This window comes from Pseudomonas wuhanensis (assembly GCF_030687395.1).
Classification (GTDB): Bacteria; Pseudomonadota; Gammaproteobacteria; order Pseudomonadales; family Pseudomonadaceae; genus Aquipseudomonas; species Aquipseudomonas wuhanensis.
This window is the reverse complement of record NZ_CP117430.1, coordinates 4875314-4897104: the sequence shown is the minus strand read 5'-3', so window position 1 is coordinate 4897104 and position 21791 is coordinate 4875314. Positions and strand designations below refer to the sequence as shown.

Annotated in this window: 20 protein-coding genes; 7 read left to right on the top strand and 13 right to left on the bottom strand. The window is 60.6% G+C overall.

From position 1 onward, the window contains the following. Positions 1 to 38: 38 nt before the first annotated feature. Genes PSH88_RS22615 through arsC form a run of 3 tightly spaced genes read right to left on the bottom strand, consistent with a single transcriptional unit; the run spans position 39 to position 1412 of the window. The gene (locus PSH88_RS22615) at positions 39 to 464 is read right to left on the bottom strand and encodes a DUF2069 domain-containing protein (protein WP_305422767.1); all 426 of its coding nucleotides are present in this window, start codon (positions 462 to 464) and stop codon (positions 39 to 41) included. A 1-nt stretch (position 465) separates the two neighbouring features. Beyond that, a complete protein-coding gene (gene wrbA / locus PSH88_RS22610) occupies positions 466 to 1062 on the bottom strand; it encodes an NAD(P)H:quinone oxidoreductase (protein WP_095634377.1) in 597 nt (198 codons plus the stop codon). After that, positions 1059 to 1412, bottom strand: a complete 354-nt coding sequence (arsC, locus tag PSH88_RS22605; protein ID WP_305422765.1) for an arsenate reductase (glutaredoxin) — start codon at positions 1410 to 1412, stop codon at positions 1059 to 1061. The genes wrbA and arsC overlap by 4 nt, the downstream gene beginning before the upstream one ends. Before the next feature lie 114 nt (positions 1413 to 1526). Here arsC and PSH88_RS22600 point away from each other — a divergent pair, with 114 nt between their 5' ends. Continuing rightward, entirely contained in the window at positions 1527 to 1994 is a 468-nt protein-coding gene (locus tag PSH88_RS22600; protein WP_305422764.1) for a TlpA family protein disulfide reductase, read from the top strand. A gap of 190 nt (positions 1995 to 2184) precedes the next feature. Here the strand turns inward: PSH88_RS22600 and PSH88_RS22595 are convergent, their stop codons facing one another. Both PSH88_RS22595 and PSH88_RS22590 read right to left on the bottom strand, forming a co-directional pair. Further along, positions 2185 to 2589: an META domain-containing protein gene (locus PSH88_RS22595; protein WP_123360293.1), complete on the bottom strand. Its 405-nt coding sequence runs from the start codon at positions 2587 to 2589 to the stop codon at positions 2185 to 2187. After that, on the bottom strand, positions 2589 to 3023 hold the full coding sequence (locus PSH88_RS22590; RefSeq protein WP_305422762.1) for a hypothetical protein: 435 nt from the start codon (positions 3021 to 3023) through the stop codon (positions 2589 to 2591). Before PSH88_RS22590 ends, PSH88_RS22595 begins: the two co-directional genes overlap by 1 nt. Positions 3024 to 3157: 134 nt before the next feature. On the opposite strand from PSH88_RS22590, the gene PSH88_RS22585 reads away from it, so the two are divergent. Then, positions 3158 to 3544, top strand: a complete 387-nt coding sequence (locus tag PSH88_RS22585) for a hypothetical protein (protein WP_305422761.1) — start codon at positions 3158 to 3160, stop codon at positions 3542 to 3544. Positions 3545 to 3549: 5 nt separating this feature from the next. Here PSH88_RS22585 and PSH88_RS22580 read toward each other — a convergent pair whose 3' ends face one another. Together PSH88_RS22580 and PSH88_RS22575 are read right to left on the bottom strand one after the other, a co-directional pair. Then, positions 3550 to 4539: a 2-hydroxyacid dehydrogenase gene (locus tag PSH88_RS22580; protein ID WP_305422760.1), complete on the bottom strand. Its 990-nt coding sequence runs from the start codon at positions 4537 to 4539 to the stop codon at positions 3550 to 3552. 88 nt (positions 4540 to 4627) lie between these two features. Further along, on the bottom strand, positions 4628 to 7378 hold the full coding sequence (locus PSH88_RS22575) for a response regulator (protein ID WP_305422759.1): 2751 nt from the start codon (positions 7376 to 7378) through the stop codon (positions 4628 to 4630). A 368-nt stretch (positions 7379 to 7746) separates the two neighbouring features. Here PSH88_RS22575 and cysM point away from each other — a divergent pair, with 368 nt between their 5' ends. From cysM to PSH88_RS22550, 5 genes are all read left to right on the top strand, one after another. After that, positions 7747 to 8649, top strand: coding sequence for a cysteine synthase CysM (gene cysM, locus PSH88_RS22570; protein ID WP_305422758.1), 903 nt, complete (start codon positions 7747 to 7749; stop codon positions 8647 to 8649). Beyond that, positions 8649 to 10001 carry a 23S rRNA (uracil(1939)-C(5))-methyltransferase RlmD gene (rlmD, locus tag PSH88_RS22565; RefSeq protein ID WP_305422757.1) on the top strand — a complete coding sequence of 451 codons (1353 nt, stop codon included), beginning with the start codon at positions 8649 to 8651 and terminating at the stop codon, positions 9999 to 10001. The genes cysM and rlmD overlap by 1 nt, the downstream gene beginning before the upstream one ends. Before the next feature lie 128 nt (positions 10002 to 10129). Continuing rightward, positions 10130 to 12373: a GTP diphosphokinase gene (relA, locus tag PSH88_RS22560; protein WP_038979473.1), complete on the top strand. Its 2244-nt coding sequence runs from the start codon at positions 10130 to 10132 to the stop codon at positions 12371 to 12373. Positions 12374 to 12492: 119 nt separating this feature from the next. After that, positions 12493 to 13326 carry a nucleoside triphosphate pyrophosphohydrolase gene (mazG, locus tag PSH88_RS22555; protein WP_007899059.1) on the top strand — a complete coding sequence of 278 codons (834 nt, stop codon included), beginning with the start codon at positions 12493 to 12495 and terminating at the stop codon, positions 13324 to 13326. 28 nt (positions 13327 to 13354) lie between these two features. Further along, positions 13355 to 13897 (top strand): DUF2058 domain-containing protein, encoded by a 543-nt coding sequence (locus PSH88_RS22550; RefSeq protein ID WP_305422754.1) that lies wholly within the window; start codon positions 13355 to 13357, stop codon positions 13895 to 13897. A 163-nt stretch (positions 13898 to 14060) separates the two neighbouring features. On the opposite strand, the gene PSH88_RS22545 is transcribed toward PSH88_RS22550, so the two are convergent. The 6 genes from PSH88_RS22545 to PSH88_RS22520 all read right to left on the bottom strand — a co-directional run bounded on the left by PSH88_RS22545 (position 14061) and on the right by PSH88_RS22520 (position 21623). Next, on the bottom strand, positions 14061 to 14249 hold the full coding sequence (locus tag PSH88_RS22545; RefSeq protein ID WP_008011665.1) for a hypothetical protein: 189 nt from the start codon (positions 14247 to 14249) through the stop codon (positions 14061 to 14063). Between the two features lie 423 nt (positions 14250 to 14672). Beyond that, positions 14673 to 15893 carry a beta-ketoacyl-ACP synthase I gene (fabB, locus tag PSH88_RS22540; protein ID WP_305483380.1) on the bottom strand — a complete coding sequence of 407 codons (1221 nt, stop codon included), beginning with the start codon at positions 15891 to 15893 and terminating at the stop codon, positions 14673 to 14675. A gap of 11 nt (positions 15894 to 15904) precedes the next feature. Next, positions 15905 to 16420: a 3-hydroxyacyl-[acyl-carrier-protein] dehydratase FabA gene (gene fabA / locus PSH88_RS22535; RefSeq protein WP_007899046.1), complete on the bottom strand. Its 516-nt coding sequence runs from the start codon at positions 16418 to 16420 to the stop codon at positions 15905 to 15907. A gap of 247 nt (positions 16421 to 16667) precedes the next feature. Then, entirely contained in the window at positions 16668 to 18569 is a 1902-nt protein-coding gene (locus PSH88_RS22530) for an ATP-binding protein (protein WP_305422753.1), read from the bottom strand. Next, positions 18566 to 19498, bottom strand: a complete 933-nt coding sequence (locus PSH88_RS22525; RefSeq protein ID WP_305422751.1) for an ABC transporter substrate-binding protein — start codon at positions 19496 to 19498, stop codon at positions 18566 to 18568. The genes PSH88_RS22530 and PSH88_RS22525 overlap by 4 nt, the downstream gene beginning before the upstream one ends. A gap of 1 nt (position 19499) precedes the next feature. After that, positions 19500 to 21623, bottom strand: a complete 2124-nt coding sequence (locus tag PSH88_RS22520; protein WP_305422750.1) for a TonB-dependent receptor plug domain-containing protein — start codon at positions 21621 to 21623, stop codon at positions 19500 to 19502. Between the last annotated feature and the right edge of the window lie 168 nt (positions 21624 to 21791).

Genomic DNA, 21791 nt, shown 5'->3' with positions numbered 1-21791 from the left:
GATCCTGTGGGAGCTGGCTTGCCTGCGATGGCGGTGTGTCAAGCGACGCTGGTCTCGCCTTCACCCGCCAACTTGCGATTCAACTGAAACCGCCACCGCACATACAACATTGCCGAGCAGAACACCGCCAGGCTGGCGCCCATCTCCAGTAAACCAAACAGTTGCCGGTTCGGGTCATAGGCGGCCAATGCGCCTTTCATGAAATACAGGTTCACCACAAAACACATCCACGAATGCCCACGGGCGCTGCCGATGATCATCCCCGGCGCCAGCAACAGCAGCGGCACCAGTTCGATCAGCAGAATCACCCATGGCCGCGCGCCATGCAGATCGGCGAATACCAGGTAGTAGACGCAGAGCAGTCCCACCAGGCCGAAAAAGCACAGCAGGCTGATGACGCGCATCGCCCTTACTCGCGGTTCGAGCCATTCGATGGAGGGCAGAATCTTCGGCTTTTTGGCCATGTCAGCTCACCAACTTTTGCGCAGTCTTCGCCAACCGCAGGCCCAAGGCCCGGCACAGCGCAACTTCGTGTTCATTCAAACCGCTTTTGCCATCGGCACCGGCGTGATGGCTGGCGCCGTAAGGCGTGCCGCCACCGCGGGTTTCCAGCAGCGCCGACTCGCTGTAAGGCAGGCCGGTGATCAGCATGCCGTGGTGCAGCAACGGCAACATCATCGACAGCAACGTGGTTTCCTGGCCGCCGTGCAGGCTCGCGGTCGAGGTGAAGACCCCGGCCGGTTTGCCCACCAGCGCGCCGGTCAGCCACAGGTTGCTGGTGCCATCGAGAAAGTACTTCAACGGTGCGGCCATGTTGCCGAACCGGGTCGGGCTGCCGAGGGCCAGGCCGGCGCAGTTCTTCAAGTCGTCGAGGCTGGCGTACAGCGCGCCTTCATCGGGAATGTCCGGCGACACCGCTTCGCATTCAGTGGAGATCGCCGGCACGGTGCGCAGGCGCGCTTCCAGGCCGGCCTGCTCGACGCCACGGGCAATCTGCCGGGCCATTTCATTGGTCGAGCCGCTGCGGCTGTAATACAGCACCAAAATGTACGGCGCACTCACGGCAGCAACTCCAGCACATTTTCCGGTGGACGGCCGATGATGGCTTTGTCGCCGACTTCGAGAATCGGCCGCTCCATGAGTTTCGGGTTCGCAGCGATGGCGGCGATCAATTGTGCCTCGCTCAAATTGCTATCGGCCAAGTTGAGGGTTTTGTACTCGTCCTCGCCGGTGCGCAGCAATTGCCGGGCACTGATGCCGAGCTTGCTCAGCAGGCTCTGGATTTGCGCGGCGTCCAGCGGGGTTTCCAGGTAGCGGACCACGGTTGGGGTCAGGCCACGGGCTTCGATGAGTTCGAGCGCACCGCGGGATTTCGAGCAGCGCGGGTTGTGATAAAGCGTCAGATCGGTCATGTGCGGGTCGCTTCTTGCGTAAAGTGACGGCTATTCTAACTGTGCGGCGCGTAATCCAGAACCTTGGGAGGCGATGGGTCGCAGGTGCATTCTATTTTTGACAAGGATTGAGACATGACAAGGCGACTGGCAGCGGCATTGGCGATCATGGGGGCGTTATTACTGGGAGGCTGCGGCAATGACTATGGTACCGACCAAAATGGCCACAAAGTCGCCGCCGAGCGTCTGGACAAACAATGGCTGGTGCTCAATTACTGGGCTGAGTGGTGCGGCCCGTGCCGGACAGAGATTCCTGAATTGAACGTGCTGGCCGAGCAGCTCAAGGGCAAGAAGATCGGGGTGTTCGGGGTCAACTTCGACAATGTGCAGGGCGAAGAGCTGAAAAGCGCCAGTGAAAAACTAGGGATCAAGTTCACCGTGCTGGCCCAGGATCCGGCCGACCTTTTCGAGTTGCCGCGCAGTGAAGCGCTGCCCGTGACTTACATCATTGATAATAAGGGCAAGGTGCGGGAACAGTTGATGGGCGAGCAAACGGCGGCGGGGGTGATGGCGAAGCTTGAGGCGTTGCAGGCGGTCAACTGACCGAGCGCCGACCTGTGGCGAGGGAGCTTTGTGGCGAGGGGGCTTGCTCCCGCTCGGCTGCGCAGCAGTCGCAAAACCTGTGCAGGCGCAATGTCTGATGAACCGAGGCTTCAGGGTTTAGGGCTGCTTCGCAGCCCAACGGGAGCAAGCTCCCTCGCCACAGTTGTTCAGTTGGCTACAACCGGGGTGATCAACCCTCTTCAAGCCACCAACGCAACGGTTTGCCTTGCGCCGGCCAGAAGCGCATCTGGTCGATTGGTGATACATCCCAGCGCTGCACGTTCTCCAGCGCCTGCAGGAAGCGTTTCTCCTGCTCCATCAACGCCGGCGCACACATTTTGCGGGTGCTGCCGATCTTGCCGAAGCTCAGCTTGTCGCCTTCCAGGGTATACGGCGCGAACCAGTGGTTGCAGCCGCCATTGCCATAGGCCCGACCGTCTTCATCGAGGGTGATGGTCAGATGGCTGTAGTCCATCAGCGGACGCTCGCCGATCCATTCCAGAATGTAGCTGCGATTTTGTTGCAATTGCACCGGTTCGGCGGCGCAGCCCAACAGGCTGGCGCCAGCCATGGCGGTCAGAGCAAGGCGTTTCATTACGCAGGCTCCTGGCACTTCTTGCACAGGTGCTTGTCACCGACTGTGGCCCAGCCCAGCTCGGCAATGCGCGCAGTGGCCGCCGGTTTTTCCGCCTTGTTGCCCAGCTTGGCGTCGACCGCGAACTCAAAGCTCAGCTCTTTGGCGCAGCTGTCGCAGTTGACTTTCCAGGTGTGGATTGCCAGTTCGCCGAACACCGGACCACTGGCCACCGCGACCCATTGGCCCGGCGGGTTGATCAGATGGCGAACCGTTTCGACGGTCAGGCGCATGGACAAGTCCTTGCTGCCTTTAAGGGTCACTATCAGCACGTCGTTATTACGAATCGAGCCACCGTTGCCGGTGACTTGATAACGCCCCGGCACGAGGGCGCGGCATTCGGTGAGGGTGTGTTGCGGGTTCATCAGGCTGTAGCGAAAATCGTGTTCGACCATGGGTCCTCCAAATATGCGCGATATGCTAGCACGGGCATGAACGCAGCATGGCGCGGGCATGTAACCTTCGATCTGGTTCAAATGACCTGCCGAGTCATGGCACACTGCCGCTTTTGCATCTCTAAGGAACAGAAATGGCGTTGATCGAATGTTTTGAGTGCAAGCAACGCATCAGCTCTACGGCGCCTGCTTGCATTCATTGCGGTGCACCTGCGGTGGCAGAAGCCGCTACATCCACGGCAACGCAGGCGCCTCTTTCTTTCGGGCGTTTACCGACCAATGAGAGCGTGCCCAGAGTGACCCCGGCCGCTTTCGGGCGCAAACGTAAAACCGAAGTCGAGGCAGAGATCCCGGCACCGGCACCCGGCGGGCCGCGTCCGGTGGAGCAATGGCTGAAACTGATGATTTTCTTTCTGCCGCCGTTTTTTGTCTGGTTCCTGCTGCGTCGCGGGCATTCGCTGGGGCAGCGCTTGCTGGGCTTCGGCTGGCTGGCCCTGATGATCCTTTTGTCCAAGGCCTGAGCCGATCAGCTCTCGACCTGATTCTGTGGCGAACCGGCCGCCCAGGCCGCGATGTTCTGCAGGGTGGTCGCGGCAATCGCGCCCAGGGCTTCGCGGGTGAGGAAGGCCTGGTGCGCGGTGATGATGACATTCGGAAAGGTCAGCAGGCGCGCCAGCACATCGTCCTGCAGCGGCAGGTCGGACCGATCCTCGAAAAACAGCTGCGCCTCCTCTTCATACACGTCCAGCCCCAGATAGCCCAATTGGCCGTCCTTCAACGCGTCGATCAGCGCCGGCGTGTCCACCAGGCCGCCGCGCCCGGTGTTGATCAGCATCGCGCCGGGCTGCATACGCGCCAGCGCTTCGCTGTTGATCAAGTGTTTGCTTTGTTCATTGAGCGGGCAATGCAGGCTGATGATCTGCGACTCGGCCAGCAGTTGCGGCAGGCTGAGGTAGCGCGCGCCGAGCGCTTCGACCTGCGGGTTCGGGTAAGGATCACAGGCCAGCAACCGGCAGCCGAAGCCGTTCATGATTTTCGCGAAGGTCGCGCCGATCTGCCCGGTGCCGACTACGCCGACGGTCTTGCCCACGAGGTCGAAACCGGTCAGCCCGTGCAGGCTGAAATCCCCCTCACGAGTACGGTTGTAGGCACGGTACAGTCGGCGGTTAAGCGCCAGGATCAGCGCCACCGCATGTTCGGCCACCGCGTGAGGCGAGTAGGCCGGAACCCGCACAATCGAAAGTCCCAGGCGCTTGGCCACCGCCAGGTCGACATGGTTGTAACCGGCCGAGCGCAGAGCGATCAGGCGTGTGCCGCCCGCGGCCAGACGTTCGAGTACCGGAGCACTGAGGTCATCATTGATGAAGGCACAGACCACTTCGTGATGCTCCGCCAGCGCCACGGTGTCGAGGCTCAGGCGCGCCGGCTGGAAATGCAACTCGATGCCGGCGGGCAGGTCTGCGCTCATGAAACTGTCGCGGTCGTAGGTCTGGCTGCTGAAAAGAATCGTGCGCATGTTGTCCTCCTGGCTGTGTAGCAAGCCTTCGGCAGCTGCTACAGACCTTGAGCTTAGCCTGCAAGGCGCCCGGCGTTATTGCGCTGCATCAGGCATCGATACGCGCATGGGCCGCCAGGCGATTGATGGCTCGTTCGAGTTCTTCCAGGGCACCGGAGGCTTTGGGGTCTTGTTGCTTGAGCAGGGTTTCGCTGCGCTGGCAGGCGGAGCGCAACTGCGGGACGCCGCAATAACGGGTGGCCCCATGCAGGCGATGGACTCGCTCGATCAGGGCATTCTGGTCATTGGCTTCACGAGCGACGCGGATGGCCTCGCGGTCAGCCTCCAGGGAGGCCAGCAGCATTGCCAGCATGTCCGCCGCCAGATCAGCTTTGCCGGCCGCCAGGCGCAGGCCTTCGTCGTGGTCGAGCACCTGCAATTCATTACCGTGATTGCTTTCGCTGGAGCGCTCCGGCCCCAGATTGCGCAACGCCAGGCCGGTCCATTTCAACACCACCTGCGCCAGTTGCCGTTCGCTGATGGGTTTGGTCAGGTAGTCATCCATGCCGCTTTGCAGCAACGCGCGTTTTTCGTTGGCCATCGCGTGGGCGGTGAGGGCGACGATCGGCAGTGGCGTGCAATGCCGCTCGCTTTCCCACTGACGAATGGCTTCGGTGCTTTGGCGGCCATCCATGCCGGGCATCTGCACGTCCATCAGCACCAGGTCGAAGGTCTCGTTCTGCACCGCCTTGACCGCGGCGTAACCGCTTTCCACCGCGAGCACTTTGGCGCCCATGTCTTCGAGCAGGGTTTGCACCAGCAGCAGATTGGCCGGGTTGTCATCGACGCAAAGGACTTTCGGCGCGCGACTGGAAAGCGGCTCGCCGGGGTCGCTGCGCTGCTGGCGCGGGTTGACCATATCGGACAGGGCCCGGCGCAGTTTGCGCGTGCAGGCCGGTTTGGACTGCAGCTGGCTGTGGGGGTTGGGCACCGAGAGGTGGAACAGCGTCAGTTCGGTGGTCGGGCACAGCACCAACACTCTGCAGCCCAGGTGTTCGAGATCCCAGACATGTTGGTTGAGACGCTCCGGCGGCATGTCATTGCTGGTGATGCCGAGCACTGCCAGACCGATGGCCTGATCGGTCTGATGGGCGCCGGTCACGCCATTGGCCAGGCTTTCCAGGGTGTTGAACGGCGTGACCATCAGACCGCAGTCTTCCAGTTGATGCTGCAATGCCTGACGGGCCAGCTCATGGTTTTCCAGAACCGCCACCCGATGACCGAGCAAGGGTGGGCCGGGCAGGTCTTCGGCATCGTCGCGGGTTTTGGGCAGGCTCAGGCTGATCCAGAATTCCGAGCCTTCACCCGGTGTGCTGTCGACGCCGATCTCGCCGCCCATCTGTTCGATCAGGCGTTTGGAAATCACCAGCCCCAGGCCGGTGCCGCCAGGTTGCCGGGACAGCGAGTTATCGGCCTGGCTGAAGGCCTGGAACAAGGCGCGCACGTCCTGATTCGACAGACCGATGCCGGTGTCCTGAATGCTGATGCGCAGTTGCACGCTGTCTTCATGCTCTTCTTCGAGCATGGCTCGGGCGACGATGGTGCCTTCGCGGGTGAACTTGATCGCGTTGCTCACAAGGTTGGTGAGGATCTGCTTGAGTCGCAGCGGATCGCCCACCAGCGACAGTGGTGTATCGCGATAAACCAGGCTCACCAGCTCAAGCTCTTTGGCGTGGGCGGCCGGGGCGAGGATGGTCAAGGTGTCTTGCAGCAGGTCGCGCAGGTTGAACGGAATATGGTCGAGCACCAGTTTGCCGGCCTCGATTTTCGAGAAGTCGAGAATCTCGTTGATGATCCCCAGCAAGCTGTCGGCGGACTTTTCGATGGTGCCCAGGTAATCGAGCTGGCGCGGGGTCAGCTCGCTTTTTTGCAGCAAATGCGTGAAGCCGAGAATGCCGTTGAGCGGCGTGCGGATTTCATGGCTCATGTTGGCCAGGAATTCGGATTTGATCCGGCTCGCCTCAAGGGCTTCCTTGCGTGCCAGGTCCAGCTCGATGTTCTGGATTTCAATGGTTTCCAGGTTCTGACGCACGTCTTCGGTGGCCTGGTCGACGCTGTTTTGCAATTCTTCCTGAGCGTTCTGCAGGGTTCCGGCCATGCGGTTGATACCGGACGCCAGTTCATCCAGCTCCTGGCTGCCGAGGGGCGGCAGGCGGGTTTCCAGGTGCCCGTCCTTGAGCTGCGCCACGGCTTGTTTGATCTGGCTCAGCGGCCGGTTGATGGTCCGGCCCATGCGCAACGCCAATAACGCCGCACCGGCCAGCCCCCCTCCGATCAGCAGCAGGCTGGCGAACAGGCTACGGTAACCGCGCAGCAACATGCCGCTGTGGGACAGTTCGAGTTCGACCCAGCCCAACAGACGGTCGGATTCATCCGGGATCAGGTCGCCGGCCAGGTTGCGGTGCTTGCCGAACACCGGCAGCAGGTAACGCGTGGCGTCATTGCCACTGCGGCGCAGCAACTGTGAACCGTTGCCCAAAGGGGCCTGATTGAGCATGGTCGGGCCGGCATGGGCCAGCGGCGTGCGGTCGGGGGCGAGGAAGGTCACCGCGCGCACGTCGGTTTGTTCCAGGGACTGGGTGGCGATGCGCTCCAACAGGTCGTTGTCTTTATGACCCATCGCCGGTGCCACCAGCGGCGCCAGCTGCTCGGCAATCATTTCGCCGCGCTGCATGAGTTGGGCTTGCAGGTCCGATTGCTGCATCCAGGTGAAATAGCCGCCCAGAACCAGCGCCATCAAGGTGGTCGGCAACAGGGTCAGCAACAGCACGCGGCCTTTAATTCCCAGTTTCTTGAGCACGCATCTCTCCCGCATCCAGCTGTTTATTGACCTGCACATGCGTCCGGCACGTGCCACCTGCGCAGTGTAGCGATTTGCATGCGGGCAATCTTCGTAAAATTGATGTCGTCATTCGTCGGCCAGTTCCATGCTTTGGTGGCCAGGGACAAACCTTGGGGTGCCCCTGGCCAGGCAATCCCTTAAACACGGCCGAGTTGCTTTATTGGCTGATGACGCCATTGCGGGCTTGCCCGCGAAGAGGCCCCTCACATCCACGATAAAAACCGCCCTTATTCCCATAAACCATAAGCCCCTTACTTTGCGTGATATGGCCTGCGCACGTTTGCCGGTATGATAGGCGCCCCCGCAGTCTGGATTGCGAATACGCCATGACCTTGCAGTACCCAACCATCGCCGATTGCGTCGGCAACACTCCGCTGGTCCGTTTGCAGCGCCTGCCTGGCGCCACCAGCAACACCCTTTTGCTCAAGCTCGAAGGGAATAACCCGGCGGGTTCGGTCAAGGACCGTCCGGCGCTGTCGATGATCACCCGCGCCGAATTGCGCGGGCAGATCCACGCCGGCGATACGCTGATCGAAGCGACCTCGGGCAACACCGGGATCGCCCTGGCCATGGCTGCCGCGATCAAGGGTTACAAGATGATCCTGATCATGCCGGACAACTCCAGCGCCGAACGCAAAGCCGCGATGACGGCCTATGGCGCCGAGCTGATTCTGGTCAGCCAGGAAGAAGGCATGGAAGGCGCGCGCGACCTCGCCCAGCGAATGGAAGCCGAGGGCCGGGGCAAAGTATTGGACCAGTTTGCCAACTTCGACAATCCCGAGGCGCACTACACCACCACCGGCCCGGAAATCTGGCGTCAGACCCAGGGCACCATCACGCATTTCGTCAGCTCGATGGGCACCACCGGCACCATCATGGGTGTTTCGCGCTACCTCAAGGAACAGAACGACAACGTGCAGATCATCGGCCTGCAACCGATGGAAGGCTCGGCGATTCCGGGCATCCGTCGCTGGCCGCAGGAATATCTGCCGAAGATCTACCAGGTCGATCGCGTGGACCGGATCGTCGACATGGCGCAAAGCGAAGCCGAAGACGTGACCCGTCGTCTGGCCCGCGAAGAAGGCATCTTCTGTGGTGTGTCTTCTGGCGGTGCCGTGGCGGCGATGCTGCGTCTGTCCAAGGAAGTTGAAAACGCGGTGATCGTCGCGATCATCTGCGACCGTGGCGACCGTTACTTGTCGACCGGCATTTTCGACGCGCCCAACTGATGGCCAAGCACGAGAGAGGCCTGCGCTTCCAGCCCACGGGCGGCAGCAAGGCCCCGCAAGTCCCGACCGGCAAAAAGCAGCGCTTGACCATCGAGCGCCTGGCCAATGACGGTCGCGGTATCGCGTTTTTCGAAGGTCGCACCTGGTTCGTCATCGGCGCATTGGCCGGTGAAGATGTCGAGGTGCGGGTCTTGGGTGCCCACGGAAAAGTGGTCGAGGCGCGCACCGAGCGCGTGTTCCAGTCCAGTGAATTGCGCCGCCCGGCACCGTGCGCTCATGCCGCTCGTTGTGGCGGTTGCAGCGTGCAGCATCTGCCCCACAACGAACAGCTCGCCCTGAAACAGCGCATGCTCGCCGAGCAATTGTCGCGGGTTGCCGGTGTCGAACCTGATGAGTGGGCAGCGCCGTTGAGCGGTCCGGAATTCGGCTACCGTCGTCGCGCCCGAGTGGCGGTGCGTTGGGACATGAAAGCGAAAAAACTCGAGGTCGGCTTCCGCGCTGCCGGCAGTCAGGACATCGTCGCCATCAACGAATGCCCGGTGCTGGTACAGCCCTTGCAACCGATCATGACCCGCTTGCCGGAGATGCTGCGGCGCTTGAGCAAACCTCAGGCACTGGGGCATGTGGAGTTGTTCAGTGGTTCGTCATTGGCGGTATTGCTGCGGCACATGGCGCCGTTGTCCGAAGCCGACATGACCATCCTCAAGGAATTCTGCGCGTTCCATGAAGCCCAGTTGTGGCTGCATGGGGAGGGCGAGCCCCAACCGGTCGAGGCCGATCAGTCGCTGGGCTATCGCCTTGAACAGTGGGACTTGAACCTGGCGTATCGGCCGGGGGATTTCATCCAGGTCAATGCCGGGGTCAACGAAGCGATGGTCGCCCAGGCGTTGGCGTGGTTGGCGCCGAAATCTGATGAGCGGGTTCTGGATCTGTTTTGTGGGTTGGGCAACTTTGCCTTGCCGCTGGCCAAAACCGTTCGCGAAGTGGTGGCGGTGGAGGGCGTGCAGGCGATGGTCGAGCGTGCCGCCGCGAATGCTGTCAGCAATAATCTGCATAACGCAAAGTTTTTTCAGGCCGATTTATCCCAGCCTTTGGCCGATGCCGAATGGGCCGATGAAGGCTTTTGTGCGGTACTCTTGGACCCACCTCGCGACGGCGCTTTCGAGGTGGTGCGCAAGCTGGCGTCCCTGGGCGCCAAACGATTGGTGTATGTGTCGTGCAACCCTGCAACGTTGGCGCGCGACACGGCCGAATTGATCAAGCAGGGCTACCGGTTAAAACGTGCCGGGATTCTCGATATGTTTCCTCAGACGGCACATGTCGAGGCCATGGCGTTATTTGACGCGAGCTAGGACGGCTCGTCTGGTCCGACTGACCCGCTCGTGCAAAGCGCATTCGTCTTAGCCCCGCGAGTGCACACGGGCAGCAACGGTCAGCGATTTGACGCATTGAATCTGCGTCGTAGGGAAGGTAAAGCAAGATGGTACAGGTGAGAGCACACCAGCCGATCAACACCGACGGCAGTATCAATCTCGAGGCTTGGCTCGATCATGCGGTCAGTGTCGATGCGGCACTGGATCGCGAAGCCTTGAAGGAAGCCTGCGAGTTCGCTCGCGAGGCCGAACAACAAGCCAATGCGGCGAAGAATCTGTGGTCCGAAGGGACCTCGAGTTTCCGCACGGGCCTTGAAATCGCCGAGATTCTCGCCGACCTCAAACTCGACCAGGATTCGTTGGTCGCGGCGGTGCTGTACCGCGGCGTACGCGAAGGCCAGATCCAGTTGCCGGCGGTCAGCCAGCGTTTCGGTCCGGTGGTCGCCAAACTTATCGACGGCGTGTTGCGCATGGCGGCGATCAGCGCCAGCCTGAGCCCCCGTCAATCCTTGGTACTGGGCACTCAGGGCCAGGTCGAAAACCTGCGCAAAATGCTCGTGGCCATGGTCGACGACGTGCGCGTCGCGCTGATCAAGCTGGCCGAGCGCACCTGTGCGATCCGCGCGGTGAAAACAGCCGACGACGAGAAGCGCAATCGCGTCGCCCGTGAAGTCTTCGACATTTACGCGCCGCTCGCCCACCGCCTCGGCATCGGTCATATCAAGTGGGAGCTGGAGGACTTGTCCTTCCGCTATCTTGAGCCCGATCAGTACAAGCAGATCGCCAAGTTGCTCCACGAGCGACGGCTGGACCGCGAGCGCTTCATCGCCGACGTGATGACCCAACTCAAAGACGAGTTGCAGGCCACCGGCGTCGATGCCGACATCAGCGGTCGGGCCAAACACATCTATTCGATCTGGCGCAAAATGCAGCGCAAGGGTCTGGAATTCAGCCAGATTTACGACGTGCGCGCTGTTCGTGTGCTGGTGCCGGAAATGCGTGACTGCTACACCGCGCTCGGCATCGTCCATACCCTGTGGCGGCACATTCCGAAAGAGTTCGACGACTACATCGCCAACCCGAAGGAGAACGGCTACCGCTCGCTGCACACCGCGGTAATCGGCCCTGAAGGCAAGGTGCTGGAAGTGCAGATCCGCACCCATGCGATGCACGAAGAAGCCGAGCTGGGGGTCTGCGCCCACTGGAAATACAAGGGCACCGACGTCAAGTCCGGCTCGAACCACTACGAAGAGAAGATCTCCTGGCTGCGTCAGGTGCTCGAGTGGCACGAAGAGCTGGGTGATATTGGTGGCCTTGCCGAACAACTGCGCGTTGATATCGAGCCGGACCGGGTCTACATCTTTACCCCGGACGGTCACGCCATCGACTTGCCGAAGGGCGCGACACCGCTGGACTTCGCTTACCGCGTGCACACCGAAATCGGTCACAACTGCCGCGGCGCCAAGATCAACGGGCGGATCGTGCCGCTCAACTACAGCCTGCAAACCGGTGAACAGGTCGAGATCATCACCAGCAAGCACGGCACTCCGAGCCGCGACTGGCTGAACCCGAACCTGGGTTACATCACTACCTCGCGGGCGCGGGCGAAGATCGTTCACTGGTTCAAATTGCAGGCGCGCGATCAGAACGTCGCGGCCGGTAAAACCTTGCTCGAGCGCGAACTCAATCGCCTCGGCCTGCCGCAGGTGGACTTCGACAAGCTGGCCGAGAAGGCCAACATGAAGACCGCCGAGGACATGTTCGCCGCATTGGGCGCAGGCGATTTGCGCCTGGCGCAATTGGTGAATCTGGCGCAGCAACTGGTCGAGCCGGAACGCGGCAACGAACAGCTGGAACTGATCCCGCGCAAAGCGACTGGCTACAAACCGGGTAAGCGTGGCGACATCCAGATTCAGGGCGTCGGCAACCTGATGACCCAGATGGCCGGCTGCTGCCAGCCGTTGCCGGGGGACGCCATCGTCGGTTACATCACCCAGGGCCGTGGCGTGAGCATCCACCGTCAGGACTGCGCCTCGGTGCTGCAACTGGCCGGGCGCGAGCCGGAGCGGATCATTCAGGTCAGCTGGGGGCCGGTGCCGGTGCTCACTTATCCGGTGGACATCATCATCCGTGCCTACGACCGTTCCGGTCTGCTGCGTGACGTGTCGCAGGTACTGCTCAACGAGCGGATCAACGTGCTGGCGGTCAACACCCGTTCGAACAAAGAGGACAACACGGCGTTGATGTCCCTGACCATCGAGATTCCGGGGCTGGATGCACTGGGGCGGTTGCTGGGGCGGATTTCCCAGTTGCCGAACATCATCGAAACCCGTCGTAACCGCACACCGTGAGAGAGCTGCACGGAAATTGATGGTGACTGTAGGAGCGAGGCTTGCCCGCGAAGGCGGTGTGTCAGGTTTTCCGCCTTTGCGGGCAAGCCTCGGTCCTACAGGTATGTAGAGATTAAAAGATGTATTCACTTGAAGACTTGCTGCACCTGATGAACCGTCTGCGCGATCCGCAGTACGGCTGCCCGTGGGACATCAAGCAAACCTACGCGACCATCGTCCCGCACACCCTGGAAGAAGCCTACGAAGTCGCCGATGCCATCGAGCGCGGGGACTTCGATCATTTGCAGGGTGAGTTGGGCGACTTGCTGTTCCAGGTGGTTTATTACAGCCAACTGGCTCGGGAAGAAGGGCGTTTCGAGTTCGATGGCGTGGTCGACAGCATCACGCGCAAGCTGATCCGTCGTCATCCTCACGTGTTCCCCACCGGTGATCTGTATGCGCCGCTGGACATCCCGCGACTGAATGAAGAGCAGGTCAAGCAACGCTGGGAAGAGATCAAGGCTGAAGAGCGCGCCGAGAAGTCTTCGGCGCCGGAGCAGTTGTCCTTGCTCGACGACGTGCCTGCCGCGTTACCGGCGCTGTCCCGTTCGGCAAAACTGCAGAAGCGTGCAGGGCAGGTCGGTTTCGACTGGCCGGACGCCTTGCCGGTGCTCGACAAGGTTCGCGAAGAGCTCGATGAAGTGCTCGAAGCCATGGCCGACAATGACTCGGCAGCGATTGCCGATGAAGTCGGCGACTTGCTGTTTTCCGTGGTCAATCTGGCGCGACACCTCAAGGTCGATCCGGAAACCGCACTGCGCGGCGCTAACTCAAAATTTGAAAGACGCTTCCGTTTTATCGAACAGGCATTGCGCGACACCCACCGTCCCATAGAAGATTGCACCCTCGAAGAGTTGGACGCCTTGTGGGGCGAAGCCAAACGTCAGGAAAAGAATTTGCCCAGCTGCGGTTGAGCAGTTGCCTAAGTGAGAAATAAGCACCATGAGCATTTCCCTTCGCGACCAGTTGCTCAAAGCAGGGCTGGTCAATCAAAAGCAGGCCAAACAGGTCGGCAAAGAGAAGCAGAAGCAGCAACGTCTGGCCCACAAAGGCCAGATCGAACTCGATGACTCCCAGCAGCGTGCCGCTCAGGAAGCCATGGCCGAGAAGGTCAAGCGCGATCAGGAGCTGAACCGCCAGCAGCAGGAGAAGGCCGAAGCGAAGGCCCGCGCCGCTCAGGTCAAGCAATTGATCGAAGTCTCACGCCTGCCCAAGCTGACCACCGAGGACTACTACAACTTCGTCGATGACAAGAAGGTCAAGCGCATCTCCGTCAACACGCTGATGCGCAACCAGCTGAGCAATGGCTTCCTGGCGATCGTGCACCACGCCGGCGGTTACGAAGTGATCCCCCGTGAGGCGGCCCTGAAGATCCAGGAACGCGATCCACAACGGATCGTGCAGCTGAACGTCAAGAAGGAAGAAGTCGCTGCCGAGGACGATCCGTACGCGGCCTATCAGATCCCTGACGATCTGATGTGGTAAGCCGTTGTGGCGAGCGAGCTTGCTCGCGCCGGGCTGCGTAGCGGCCCCAAAAATCTGACAATAATTGCCGATTTTTGTGAGTGCTACGGCACTCAAGCGGGAGCAAGCTCCCTCGCCACAAGTTCCCACTGATACAAGGGTTTTGTTGATTTCAATGCGTTCGTTATGCAGAGCGTGCTTCGCGCTGCTGCTCCAGTGTTTCCAGTTCGGCCTTGTATTTGTGGGCTTCGGTCTCGGAGTGGAACATCCCGACCAGCAGGTCTTGTTGATGTACATCCCAGATGCGGATACCGGCGGCGATGCCTTCATGGGACATATGTGAATCGTCGCGTTCAGTTACTTTTACAGTCATCTGCTAGCTCCAATCTCTGTTATCTGCAGCAAGGCGTGTGCAGGTCTTTGTTATATGTTTGGTTAGCCTGCTAAGTAAACGACTGAGTTCGGTAACGAATTTTTGCGAAATCGGCAAAAGTCCTGCAGCCCGCGAAATACGCGACATTCAGTCGCAGGCCATTGAGTTTCATGACAAATGTTTCATGTTCGAGAGGAAGAAAACCGCGGTTCGAGCCTGATGGATTAAACATCGCAGAAACTGTGGGAGCTGGCTTGCCCGCGATGACGTCGGCACATCAGACATTGATGTTGCCTGACACACCGCTATCGCAGGCAAGCCAGCTCCCACAGGTTTTACGCCTTGCCCGATTAATTATTTCAGGCACAAAAAAACGCCCCGAACCAGTCGGGGCGTTTTTGTTTGCGGCGAAGCGGCGGGGTATTACTTGCCCTGCCAGCGCTTCAGTACCAGCGTGGCGTTGGTGCCACCGAAGCCGAAGCTGTTGCTCATCACGGTGTTGATGGTGGCGTCTTCGCGAGTCTTGGTCAGGATTGGCATGTCTGCCACTTCCGGGTCCAGTTCGTCGATGTTGGCGGAGCCTGCCATGAAGTTGCCTTCCATCATCAGCATGCAGTAGATCGCTTCGTGAACGCCGGCGGCGCCCAGGGAGTGACCCGACAGGCTCTTGGTGGAGCTGATGGCCGGAGCCTTGTCGCCGAACACTTCACGCACACCTTTCATTTCCATGACGTCGCCGACCGGAGTCGAGGTGCCGTGGGTGTTCAGGTAGTCGATCGGTGCGTCGACGGTGGACATGGCCATCTGCATGCAGCGGATGGCGCCTTCGCCGCTTGGGGCGACCATGTCGTAGCCGTCGGAGGTCGCTCCGTAGCCAACGATTTCCGCGTAGATCTTCGCGCCGCGGGCCAGAGCGTGTTCCAGCTCTTCGACCACGACCATGCCGCCACCGCCGGCGATGACGAAACCGTCACGCTTGGCGTCGTAGGCGCGGGAAGCTTTTTCCGGGGTTTCGTTGTACTGGCTGGACAGTGCGCCCATGGCGTCGAACAGGAACGATTGGCTCCAATGCTCTTCTTCACCGCCGCCGGCGAACACGATGTCCTGCTTGCCCATCTGGATCTGTTCCATGGCCGTACCGATGCAGTGGGCACTGGTGGCGCAGGCAGAAGCGATGGAGTAGTTCAGGCCCTTGATCTTGAACGGGGTGGCCAGGCAGGCGGAAACAGTGCTGCTCATGGTCCGCGTTACGCGATATGGGCCGACGCGCTTGACGCCTTTCTCGCGCAGGATGTCCAGCGCTTCCATCTGGTTCAGCGTGGAGGCACCACCGGAACCGGCGATCAGACCGGTACGCGGGTTGGACACTTGCTCTTCGGTCAGGCCGGAGTCAGCGATGGCATCTTTCATGGCCAGGTAGGCGTAAGCCGCCGCGTGGCCGACGAAGCGATAGATCTTGCGATCGATCAGCTCTTCGAGGGGAAGGTCAATGGAGCCGGAAACCTGGCTACGCAGACCCATTTCGGCATATTCCGGGTTGAACCGGATGCCAGGGCGGCTTGCACGCAGGTTAGCGGAGACGGTCTCTTTGTCATTGCCCAGGCACGAAACGATGCCCAGACCAGTGATAACGACGCGGCGCATGCGGATAACCCTTAGAAGTTGTCAGTGGAGGTGAAAACGCCGACCCGAAGGCCTTCGGCGGTATAAATTTCGCGGCCGTCGACGGTCACCGAACCATCGGCAATGGCCATGTTCAGCTTGCCCTTCAGGACGCGTTTGATATGGATGTTATAGGTGACTTTCTTGGCGGTCGGCAGTACCTGGCCAAAGAATTTAACTTCGCCCGAACCCAGGGCGCGTCCGCGGCCCGGCAAGCCTTGCCAGCCGAGGAAAAAACCGACCAGTTGCCACATGGCATCAAGGCCCAGGCAGCCCGGCATTACCGGATCACCTTCGAAGTGGCAGGCGAAGAACCACAGGTCTGGAGTGATATCCAGCTCGGCGACCAATTCACCTTTGCCGTACTTGCCACCCTCTTCGCTGATATGAGTGATGCGATCGACCATCAGCATGTTCGGGGCGGGCAGTTGCGCGTTACCCGGGCCGAACAACTCACCACGACTGCAGCGCAGCAGGTCTTCCCGGGTAAAGGCGTTTTGTTTGGTCATGCGAGCTCCTCAATAGTCCATGCGGCAGGGTGGGGCGAATCTTCCCGGCCGATCGAAGCGTTCATGCCTCGAGTCAGCAGCCTACTCATAGACTATTGCGTTGTGGTGAAAGTCACAGCACCAAGGACATGAATGTACACTTGTGCACTGAAATTATTATTCAAGCCCCTTTTCGGGCCTGTTCGGGTGCCTAAGACTGCCGCACTTTCGTCTTTCACGCCAGTCGCAGATAGCCGAAAGGCCTGTACTACTGCACCCATCGCTGCAGAATTTGCTGCAGATCAGTGCGTTTGAAGGGCTTGGCCAGGTAATCGTTCATTCCCGCCGATAAACAGGCTTCACGGTCGCCCTGCAAGGCATTGGCCGTCAGGGCGATGATCGGCACGTCAGCACAGCCGGGCAGTCGGCGGATCTGTCGGGTGGCCTCGTAGCCGTCGATGACCGGCAGTCGGCAGTCCATCAGAATCGCGTCGAAAATCAGGCTCTCGGCGCTACGCACCGCTTGTGCCCCATCGGTGACGACGCTGACAGTAAAGCCCAGACTGCGCAACATTGCTTCGACAACGGTGCGGTTGACCGCGTTGTCCTCCACCAGCAGCACATCGCGACCTTCGCCGTGATCATTGCCGGTATGTCCTCGTGGCGTCGGCACCGGCAGTGGCTGCTTGTACAGAGCCAAAGGAATTTCCAGGGTGAACACCGAGCCAACGCCTTCTTCGCTCTGAGCGCGCAAGGTGCCGCCCATCCGCTCAGCCAGAGTGCGGGCAATCGGCAGCCCCAGTCCGGTGCCCCCGTAACGTCTTGAAATAGAACTGTCGGCTTGCTGGAACGCGTTGAACATCAATTCCAGGCTTTCGGGCGGGATGCCGATTCCGCTGTCGCGCACAGTGCAGGTGAACCACAGCAGTTCGTGATCCAGGGACTGCCACTGCGATTCGATCGTGACGCGGCCCCGTTCGGTGAATTTCAGCGCGTTGCCGACCAGATTGACCAGAATTTGCCGGATCCGCGTCGGATCGCCTTGAACCTGAAGGGCGCGCATGTCCTCGGGTATCCGCAGTTGCAGTTCTAGCCCGCGTTGCGCCGCGCTGTGCTGGAACGACTGGGCGCAACTGCCGATCAGCTCCGCGAGGTTGAATGGAATGTGCTCCAACTCCAGTTCCGAACGCTCGATGCGCGAGAAATCGAGAATGTCGTTGATCACTTTGAGCAGGTGTTCGGTGGATTCCGAAGCCAGCGCCGCGTACTCGATCTGCTCCTCGGTCATCTCGGTGGTTTCCAGCAGTTGCAGCATGCCCAGCACGCCATTCATCGGCGTGCGCAATTCGTGACTCATCATCGCGAGGAAATCTGATTTGGCGTTGTTGGCCTTTTCCGCTTCCTCGCGGGTCTGGATCAATTGCGCCATGGCCTGATGCTGTTCGCGACTGGCTTGCTCAAGGCCTTGGGCAAGGTTGTTGATGTGCTGCGACAGGGCGCCCAGTTCAGTGTCGTCGACAATCGGCAGGGGCGTTTTGTAGTCGCCTTTCTGGATCGCCTTGACCGCATTGCCGATGTCGTGGATCGGTTGCGACAGGCTGCCAGCCAGACGCCGGGCCAGCAGGAACGTAAACAGCAGAGCGAACAAGGCGAGGATCCCGGCCTTGAAGAGGATTTCCTGCTGGCGCTGGTTGAAGGCGTCATTGGACAGGCCGACAATCACCCGGCCCAGATAATCCTCTCCTGGCGCGCTGGCGACGGTACGGCTGTTCTGGAAGAAGTCATTGTTGAGCGCGATGCGTTGCAGGCGCACCGGTGCCTGGAACACTTCGACCTGATGCGAGCGGTTGTGGGCTTCCGACGGCTGCTCGACGTACACCAGAATCCGGTTGGCGCTGTCCTGTACTTCCAGAAAACGCACGTTGGGCGTGGCCAGAGTGGCCTTGAGCAAACTTTCGAGCACCTCGTTGTTGCCCGAAATTACCCCGTATTCGGTGGCCGGCGCCAGTTGATTGGCGATCAGCTGACCGGTGTGATTGAGTTCCTGACGCAGGTCCTGGATCCGCACGAAGGTGAAAAAACTGATCAGCAGCAACGTCAGCAACAGGGCCGGGCCCAGGCTGATGATCTGGGTGCGGGTATTGATGTCCCAACCGCGACGGAAGGTCATGGGCGGCGTTCTCCTTCGGCCAGCTGTGTTGCGACAGAGGCCTCATTCATCGGTTCAATACTTAATGAACGAGTCACTTGCGGGTTGCTTAAGACCTTGAAGTGTTGCGGATACAGTGCGCGCGGCCAGGTGCTCGAGGGGCGGTCGAGCAGCTCGTCGAGAATCTTCAGCCAATCGCTCTGGTCGCTGTAAGTACTGGCCAGGCTCCCAGCCCTGACGAAGGCTGCGTTGGGACCGATCAGCGCCAGTTGCCGCGCATAGCTGCTGAGCAGCAGGTTTTTCACGGTTTTCGGGTTGTACAGATCAGGGTCGTCCAGGCCCAGCAGCACATCACTGTTCTTCAGCAGGGCCTGCAAGGGGCGGCTGTCATGGGTGTTATCCCAACGCTCGGTGACCACTTCAAGGCCCAGGGGCAGGGCGGCCTGACGCAGTTCCTTCAACAAGAATTCGCTGTGGCTGTCGAACAGCACGCCGACCCGCCGGGCCTCAGGCAGAAGCAATCGGGTCAGGCGCAACTGTCGGTCCAGCGGCGGATCGCTCCAGAGCAGGCTGAGGTGCGGAGGCATTTCATTGCCCAAGCGTCGGCGGGCTTGCAGGCGGCTGATGCGCAGCACCAGCGTTGCCGGGCCCTGTGCGTCTTGCAGGCGCCAGTCGAGGCTGGGCAAGTCGAGCAGAACCAGGCGGGTGTCGACGGGTAGTTGGCCTGGCGCCGGCAGGCTGGCGACAGGCTGGAAGCGCACGCTGTCGGTGGGGCGCAACTCGCTGAGGGCCTGAACGAAAGACTGCACGCCGGGGCTGTCCTCGGCACCGGTCAGCAGAATGTCAGCGGCCCGTGCCGGCAGATTGCATAGCAGCCCGGTAAACACCAGACACAACCCGGCCAGCAGGCGGCCAAGGGTTGGCGTTTTCGGTGACGGGCGATGCTGCATCTTAGAACTCCAGCTCCGCGCTGAAGTAGAGCACCCGGCGATTGTCGTAGTTGTTGTCGACGAAGGTGGTGGGCTGATTGTCGAGGCGTTGCTGGAGGACCCCGGCCAGCTCCAGATTGGCCTTGCCCAAACCGACGCGTTTGGCGATGCGCGTGTCGACCCGTTCGAAGCGATAACCGTTGAGGGCGTCGGCACCATAGTAGAAGAGCGCGCTGTTCCAGCCCTGGCCCCAACTGCGTAGCCAACCGGCGGAGCCGCTGTTGCGCGCGGTCTGTTGTGCATCCAGCGGGTTACTGGCCTCGGCATCGACGTAGGCATAGGTCAGGCGCAGACGGTCGGCGCTGCCGACGCGCCAGTCCAGCTGGGTTTCAGTCCCGCTGAAGCGCGAACTGTTTGAGTTACTGGCGATGTACTGATTGTTGCGCAGAGGTTCGCTGATCATGCCGTTGATTTCGTCGTAGAACAGCTTTACATCGACCGTCAGCCCCCACTCTGTGAAGTAACCGTTGTAGCCCAGTTCCCGGGAACGCATGCGTTCCTGTTCGAGGTCGCCCGGGCCACGGGTCCTGACGAAATAGCGGGCGCTGCTCTGGCCGTAGGCACTGGGGTGCAGGTTGGTCACCTGATAGCTCCAGTTGACGCTGTTTTCGAACATGTCCGGTGAGCGGACGGCTTCCGAATACACCGCGCGCAAGCCGTGACGAGGGGTGATCAGGTAGTTGACCGCCACCCGTGGGGTCAGCGAACTGCCGGTCAATTGCGTGTCTTCGAACATCGCCCCGCCTTGCAGCAACCAGTGCTCGGTAGCGCGCCATTCGAGTTGGCCAAACGCTCGCCAAGTGGTGTCGTCGAGCGTTCCATTGAAATAGGTCTCAGAGTTGGCCCGGTCGTAACGATAGTTCATGCCGCTGACCAGCCGCAGGGTGTCGGACAGGCTGAGGGTGTCTTGCAGTTCGACGTCGTAGCGTGATTCTCGGGTGCTCTGGTCGATGTCGCCGCACAGCGTTTGGCTGGCACCGTTTCGCCATTGCGCCAGTACCTGATTGGCCAGGGCTTGTTCCGCCGCCGTGCCAGGGGGCGCGCCGCGGTCGGTGAAACGTGCGATGTTGCGCGCCAGACGCTCGGTGTAATTGGGATTGAGCTGCCAAAGTTGGGTCAGCTCTGGGCTGAAGGATATCTCTGCATCGCAGGCACGCCAGGTCTGCTGACGATCCCAGTGTTGCGCCGAGCCTTGAATATAAAGGCTGTGATCGGGGTTGATGTCCAGGTTCCAGCGCAGTGAGCCGGCATAGTCCTTGGCGATGACGTCGGAATTGTCCCCGGCGGCGGTAATCCCTGAGAACACCGGACGGTAGGTATATGGCCTCTGGTTGGTCCCGTCCTTGGCATTCAGTTGCCAGTCGATGCTCTGGTTTTCATTGAGCGTCTGGCTGACGGCGAGGCTGAAGCGGTTCAAGCGACGGCTGTCGCGGTAATCGGCGCCGGTGCGATCCGAGTCGAAGCCATCGTCTTGCTGGCCGGACAACGACAGGCGCAAATCGCCGCTGTCCCAGCCCATGCCCTGGCTGGCGTAGAAATCGTTGATACCGCGCTGGCCACGGGTGACTTTCAGCCGCGTGCCGTGGCTGTCGGCCGGTTTGCGGGTGATGATATTGACCACCGCCATCAGCGCGTTGGCGCCGTAGCTGACGGTGTTCGGGCCACGGAAAACCTCGATGCGCTCGATGTCTTCCATGGCCACCGGAATATCACTCCAGTCCACCGTGGCCAGGCCTGCGCGGTACACCGAGCGGCCGTCGATCAACACTTGCATGCGCCGCGCTTCGCTGGCGTTGGTGCCGTGGTAATTCACCGCCGCCTGATTGCCGCTGATATTACCGACCATCATTCCCGGCACCAGCCGCAGCAATTCGCTGATGTCCCGCGCGCCGCTGGCATTGATCAGTTCGCTGTCGATCACCGTCATGCTCCCCGGCACGGCCGCAGGCGACTGCTTCAAGCGCGTCGCCGTCAGCACTTGCGGCAATGGATCATTGTCGAGGAACAGGTCGTCGGCCAGCAATGGCGAGCTGAAGATCAGCGCTAATACCAGCGGCGAGCGAGGACAGGGAAAGCCAAAAGACACGGCACGGCCTTGATAGCGATTAGTTGGCGCGCATGTTAACCGAGCACAAAGACTTTTCCAGTCACGTTGTGGGCATTTTCCTCGGTTTTCTTGGTCTTCTTCCTACAAGTGTCGGTAATTGATGCTGGGGCTGGCCGCGACCGGGCCGCTCCGTATAATGCCGGCATC

Coding starts and splice junctions, on each gene's coding strand:
- PSH88_RS22530 (WP_305422753.1), bottom strand. CDS start 18,569: ATGACCTTCCGTCGCGGTTGGGACATCAATACCCGCACCCAGATCATC.
- PSH88_RS22600 (WP_305422764.1), top strand. CDS start 1,527: ATGACAAGGCGACTGGCAGCGGCATTGGCGATCATGGGGGCGTTATTA.
- PSH88_RS22585 (WP_305422761.1), top strand. CDS start 3,158: ATGGCGTTGATCGAATGTTTTGAGTGCAAGCAACGCATCAGCTCTACG.
- relA (WP_038979473.1), top strand. CDS start 10,130: ATGGTACAGGTGAGAGCACACCAGCCGATCAACACCGACGGCAGTATC.
- PSH88_RS22590 (WP_305422762.1), bottom strand. CDS start 3,023: ATGGTCGAACACGATTTTCGCTACAGCCTGATGAACCCGCAACACACC.
- fabA (WP_007899046.1), bottom strand. CDS start 16,420: ATGACCAAACAAAACGCCTTTACCCGGGAAGACCTGCTGCGCTGCAGT.
- fabB (WP_305483380.1), bottom strand. CDS start 15,893: ATGCGCCGCGTCGTTATCACTGGTCTGGGCATCGTTTCGTGCCTGGGC.
- PSH88_RS22525 (WP_305422751.1), bottom strand. CDS start 19,498: ATGCAGCATCGCCCGTCACCGAAAACGCCAACCCTTGGCCGCCTGCTG.
- PSH88_RS22595 (WP_123360293.1), bottom strand. CDS start 2,589: ATGAAACGCCTTGCTCTGACCGCCATGGCTGGCGCCAGCCTGTTGGGC.
- rlmD (WP_305422757.1), top strand. CDS start 8,649: ATGGCCAAGCACGAGAGAGGCCTGCGCTTCCAGCCCACGGGCGGCAGC.
- PSH88_RS22580 (WP_305422760.1), bottom strand. CDS start 4,539: ATGCGCACGATTCTTTTCAGCAGCCAGACCTACGACCGCGACAGTTTC.
- arsC (WP_305422765.1), bottom strand. CDS start 1,412: ATGACCGATCTGACGCTTTATCACAACCCGCGCTGCTCGAAATCCCGC.
- mazG (WP_007899059.1), top strand. CDS start 12,493: ATGTATTCACTTGAAGACTTGCTGCACCTGATGAACCGTCTGCGCGAT.
- PSH88_RS22615 (WP_305422767.1), bottom strand. CDS start 464: ATGGCCAAAAAGCCGAAGATTCTGCCCTCCATCGAATGGCTCGAACCG.
- cysM (WP_305422758.1), top strand. CDS start 7,747: ATGACCTTGCAGTACCCAACCATCGCCGATTGCGTCGGCAACACTCCG.
- PSH88_RS22550 (WP_305422754.1), top strand. CDS start 13,355: ATGAGCATTTCCCTTCGCGACCAGTTGCTCAAAGCAGGGCTGGTCAAT.
- PSH88_RS22545 (WP_008011665.1), bottom strand. CDS start 14,249: ATGACTGTAAAAGTAACTGAACGCGACGATTCACATATGTCCCATGAA.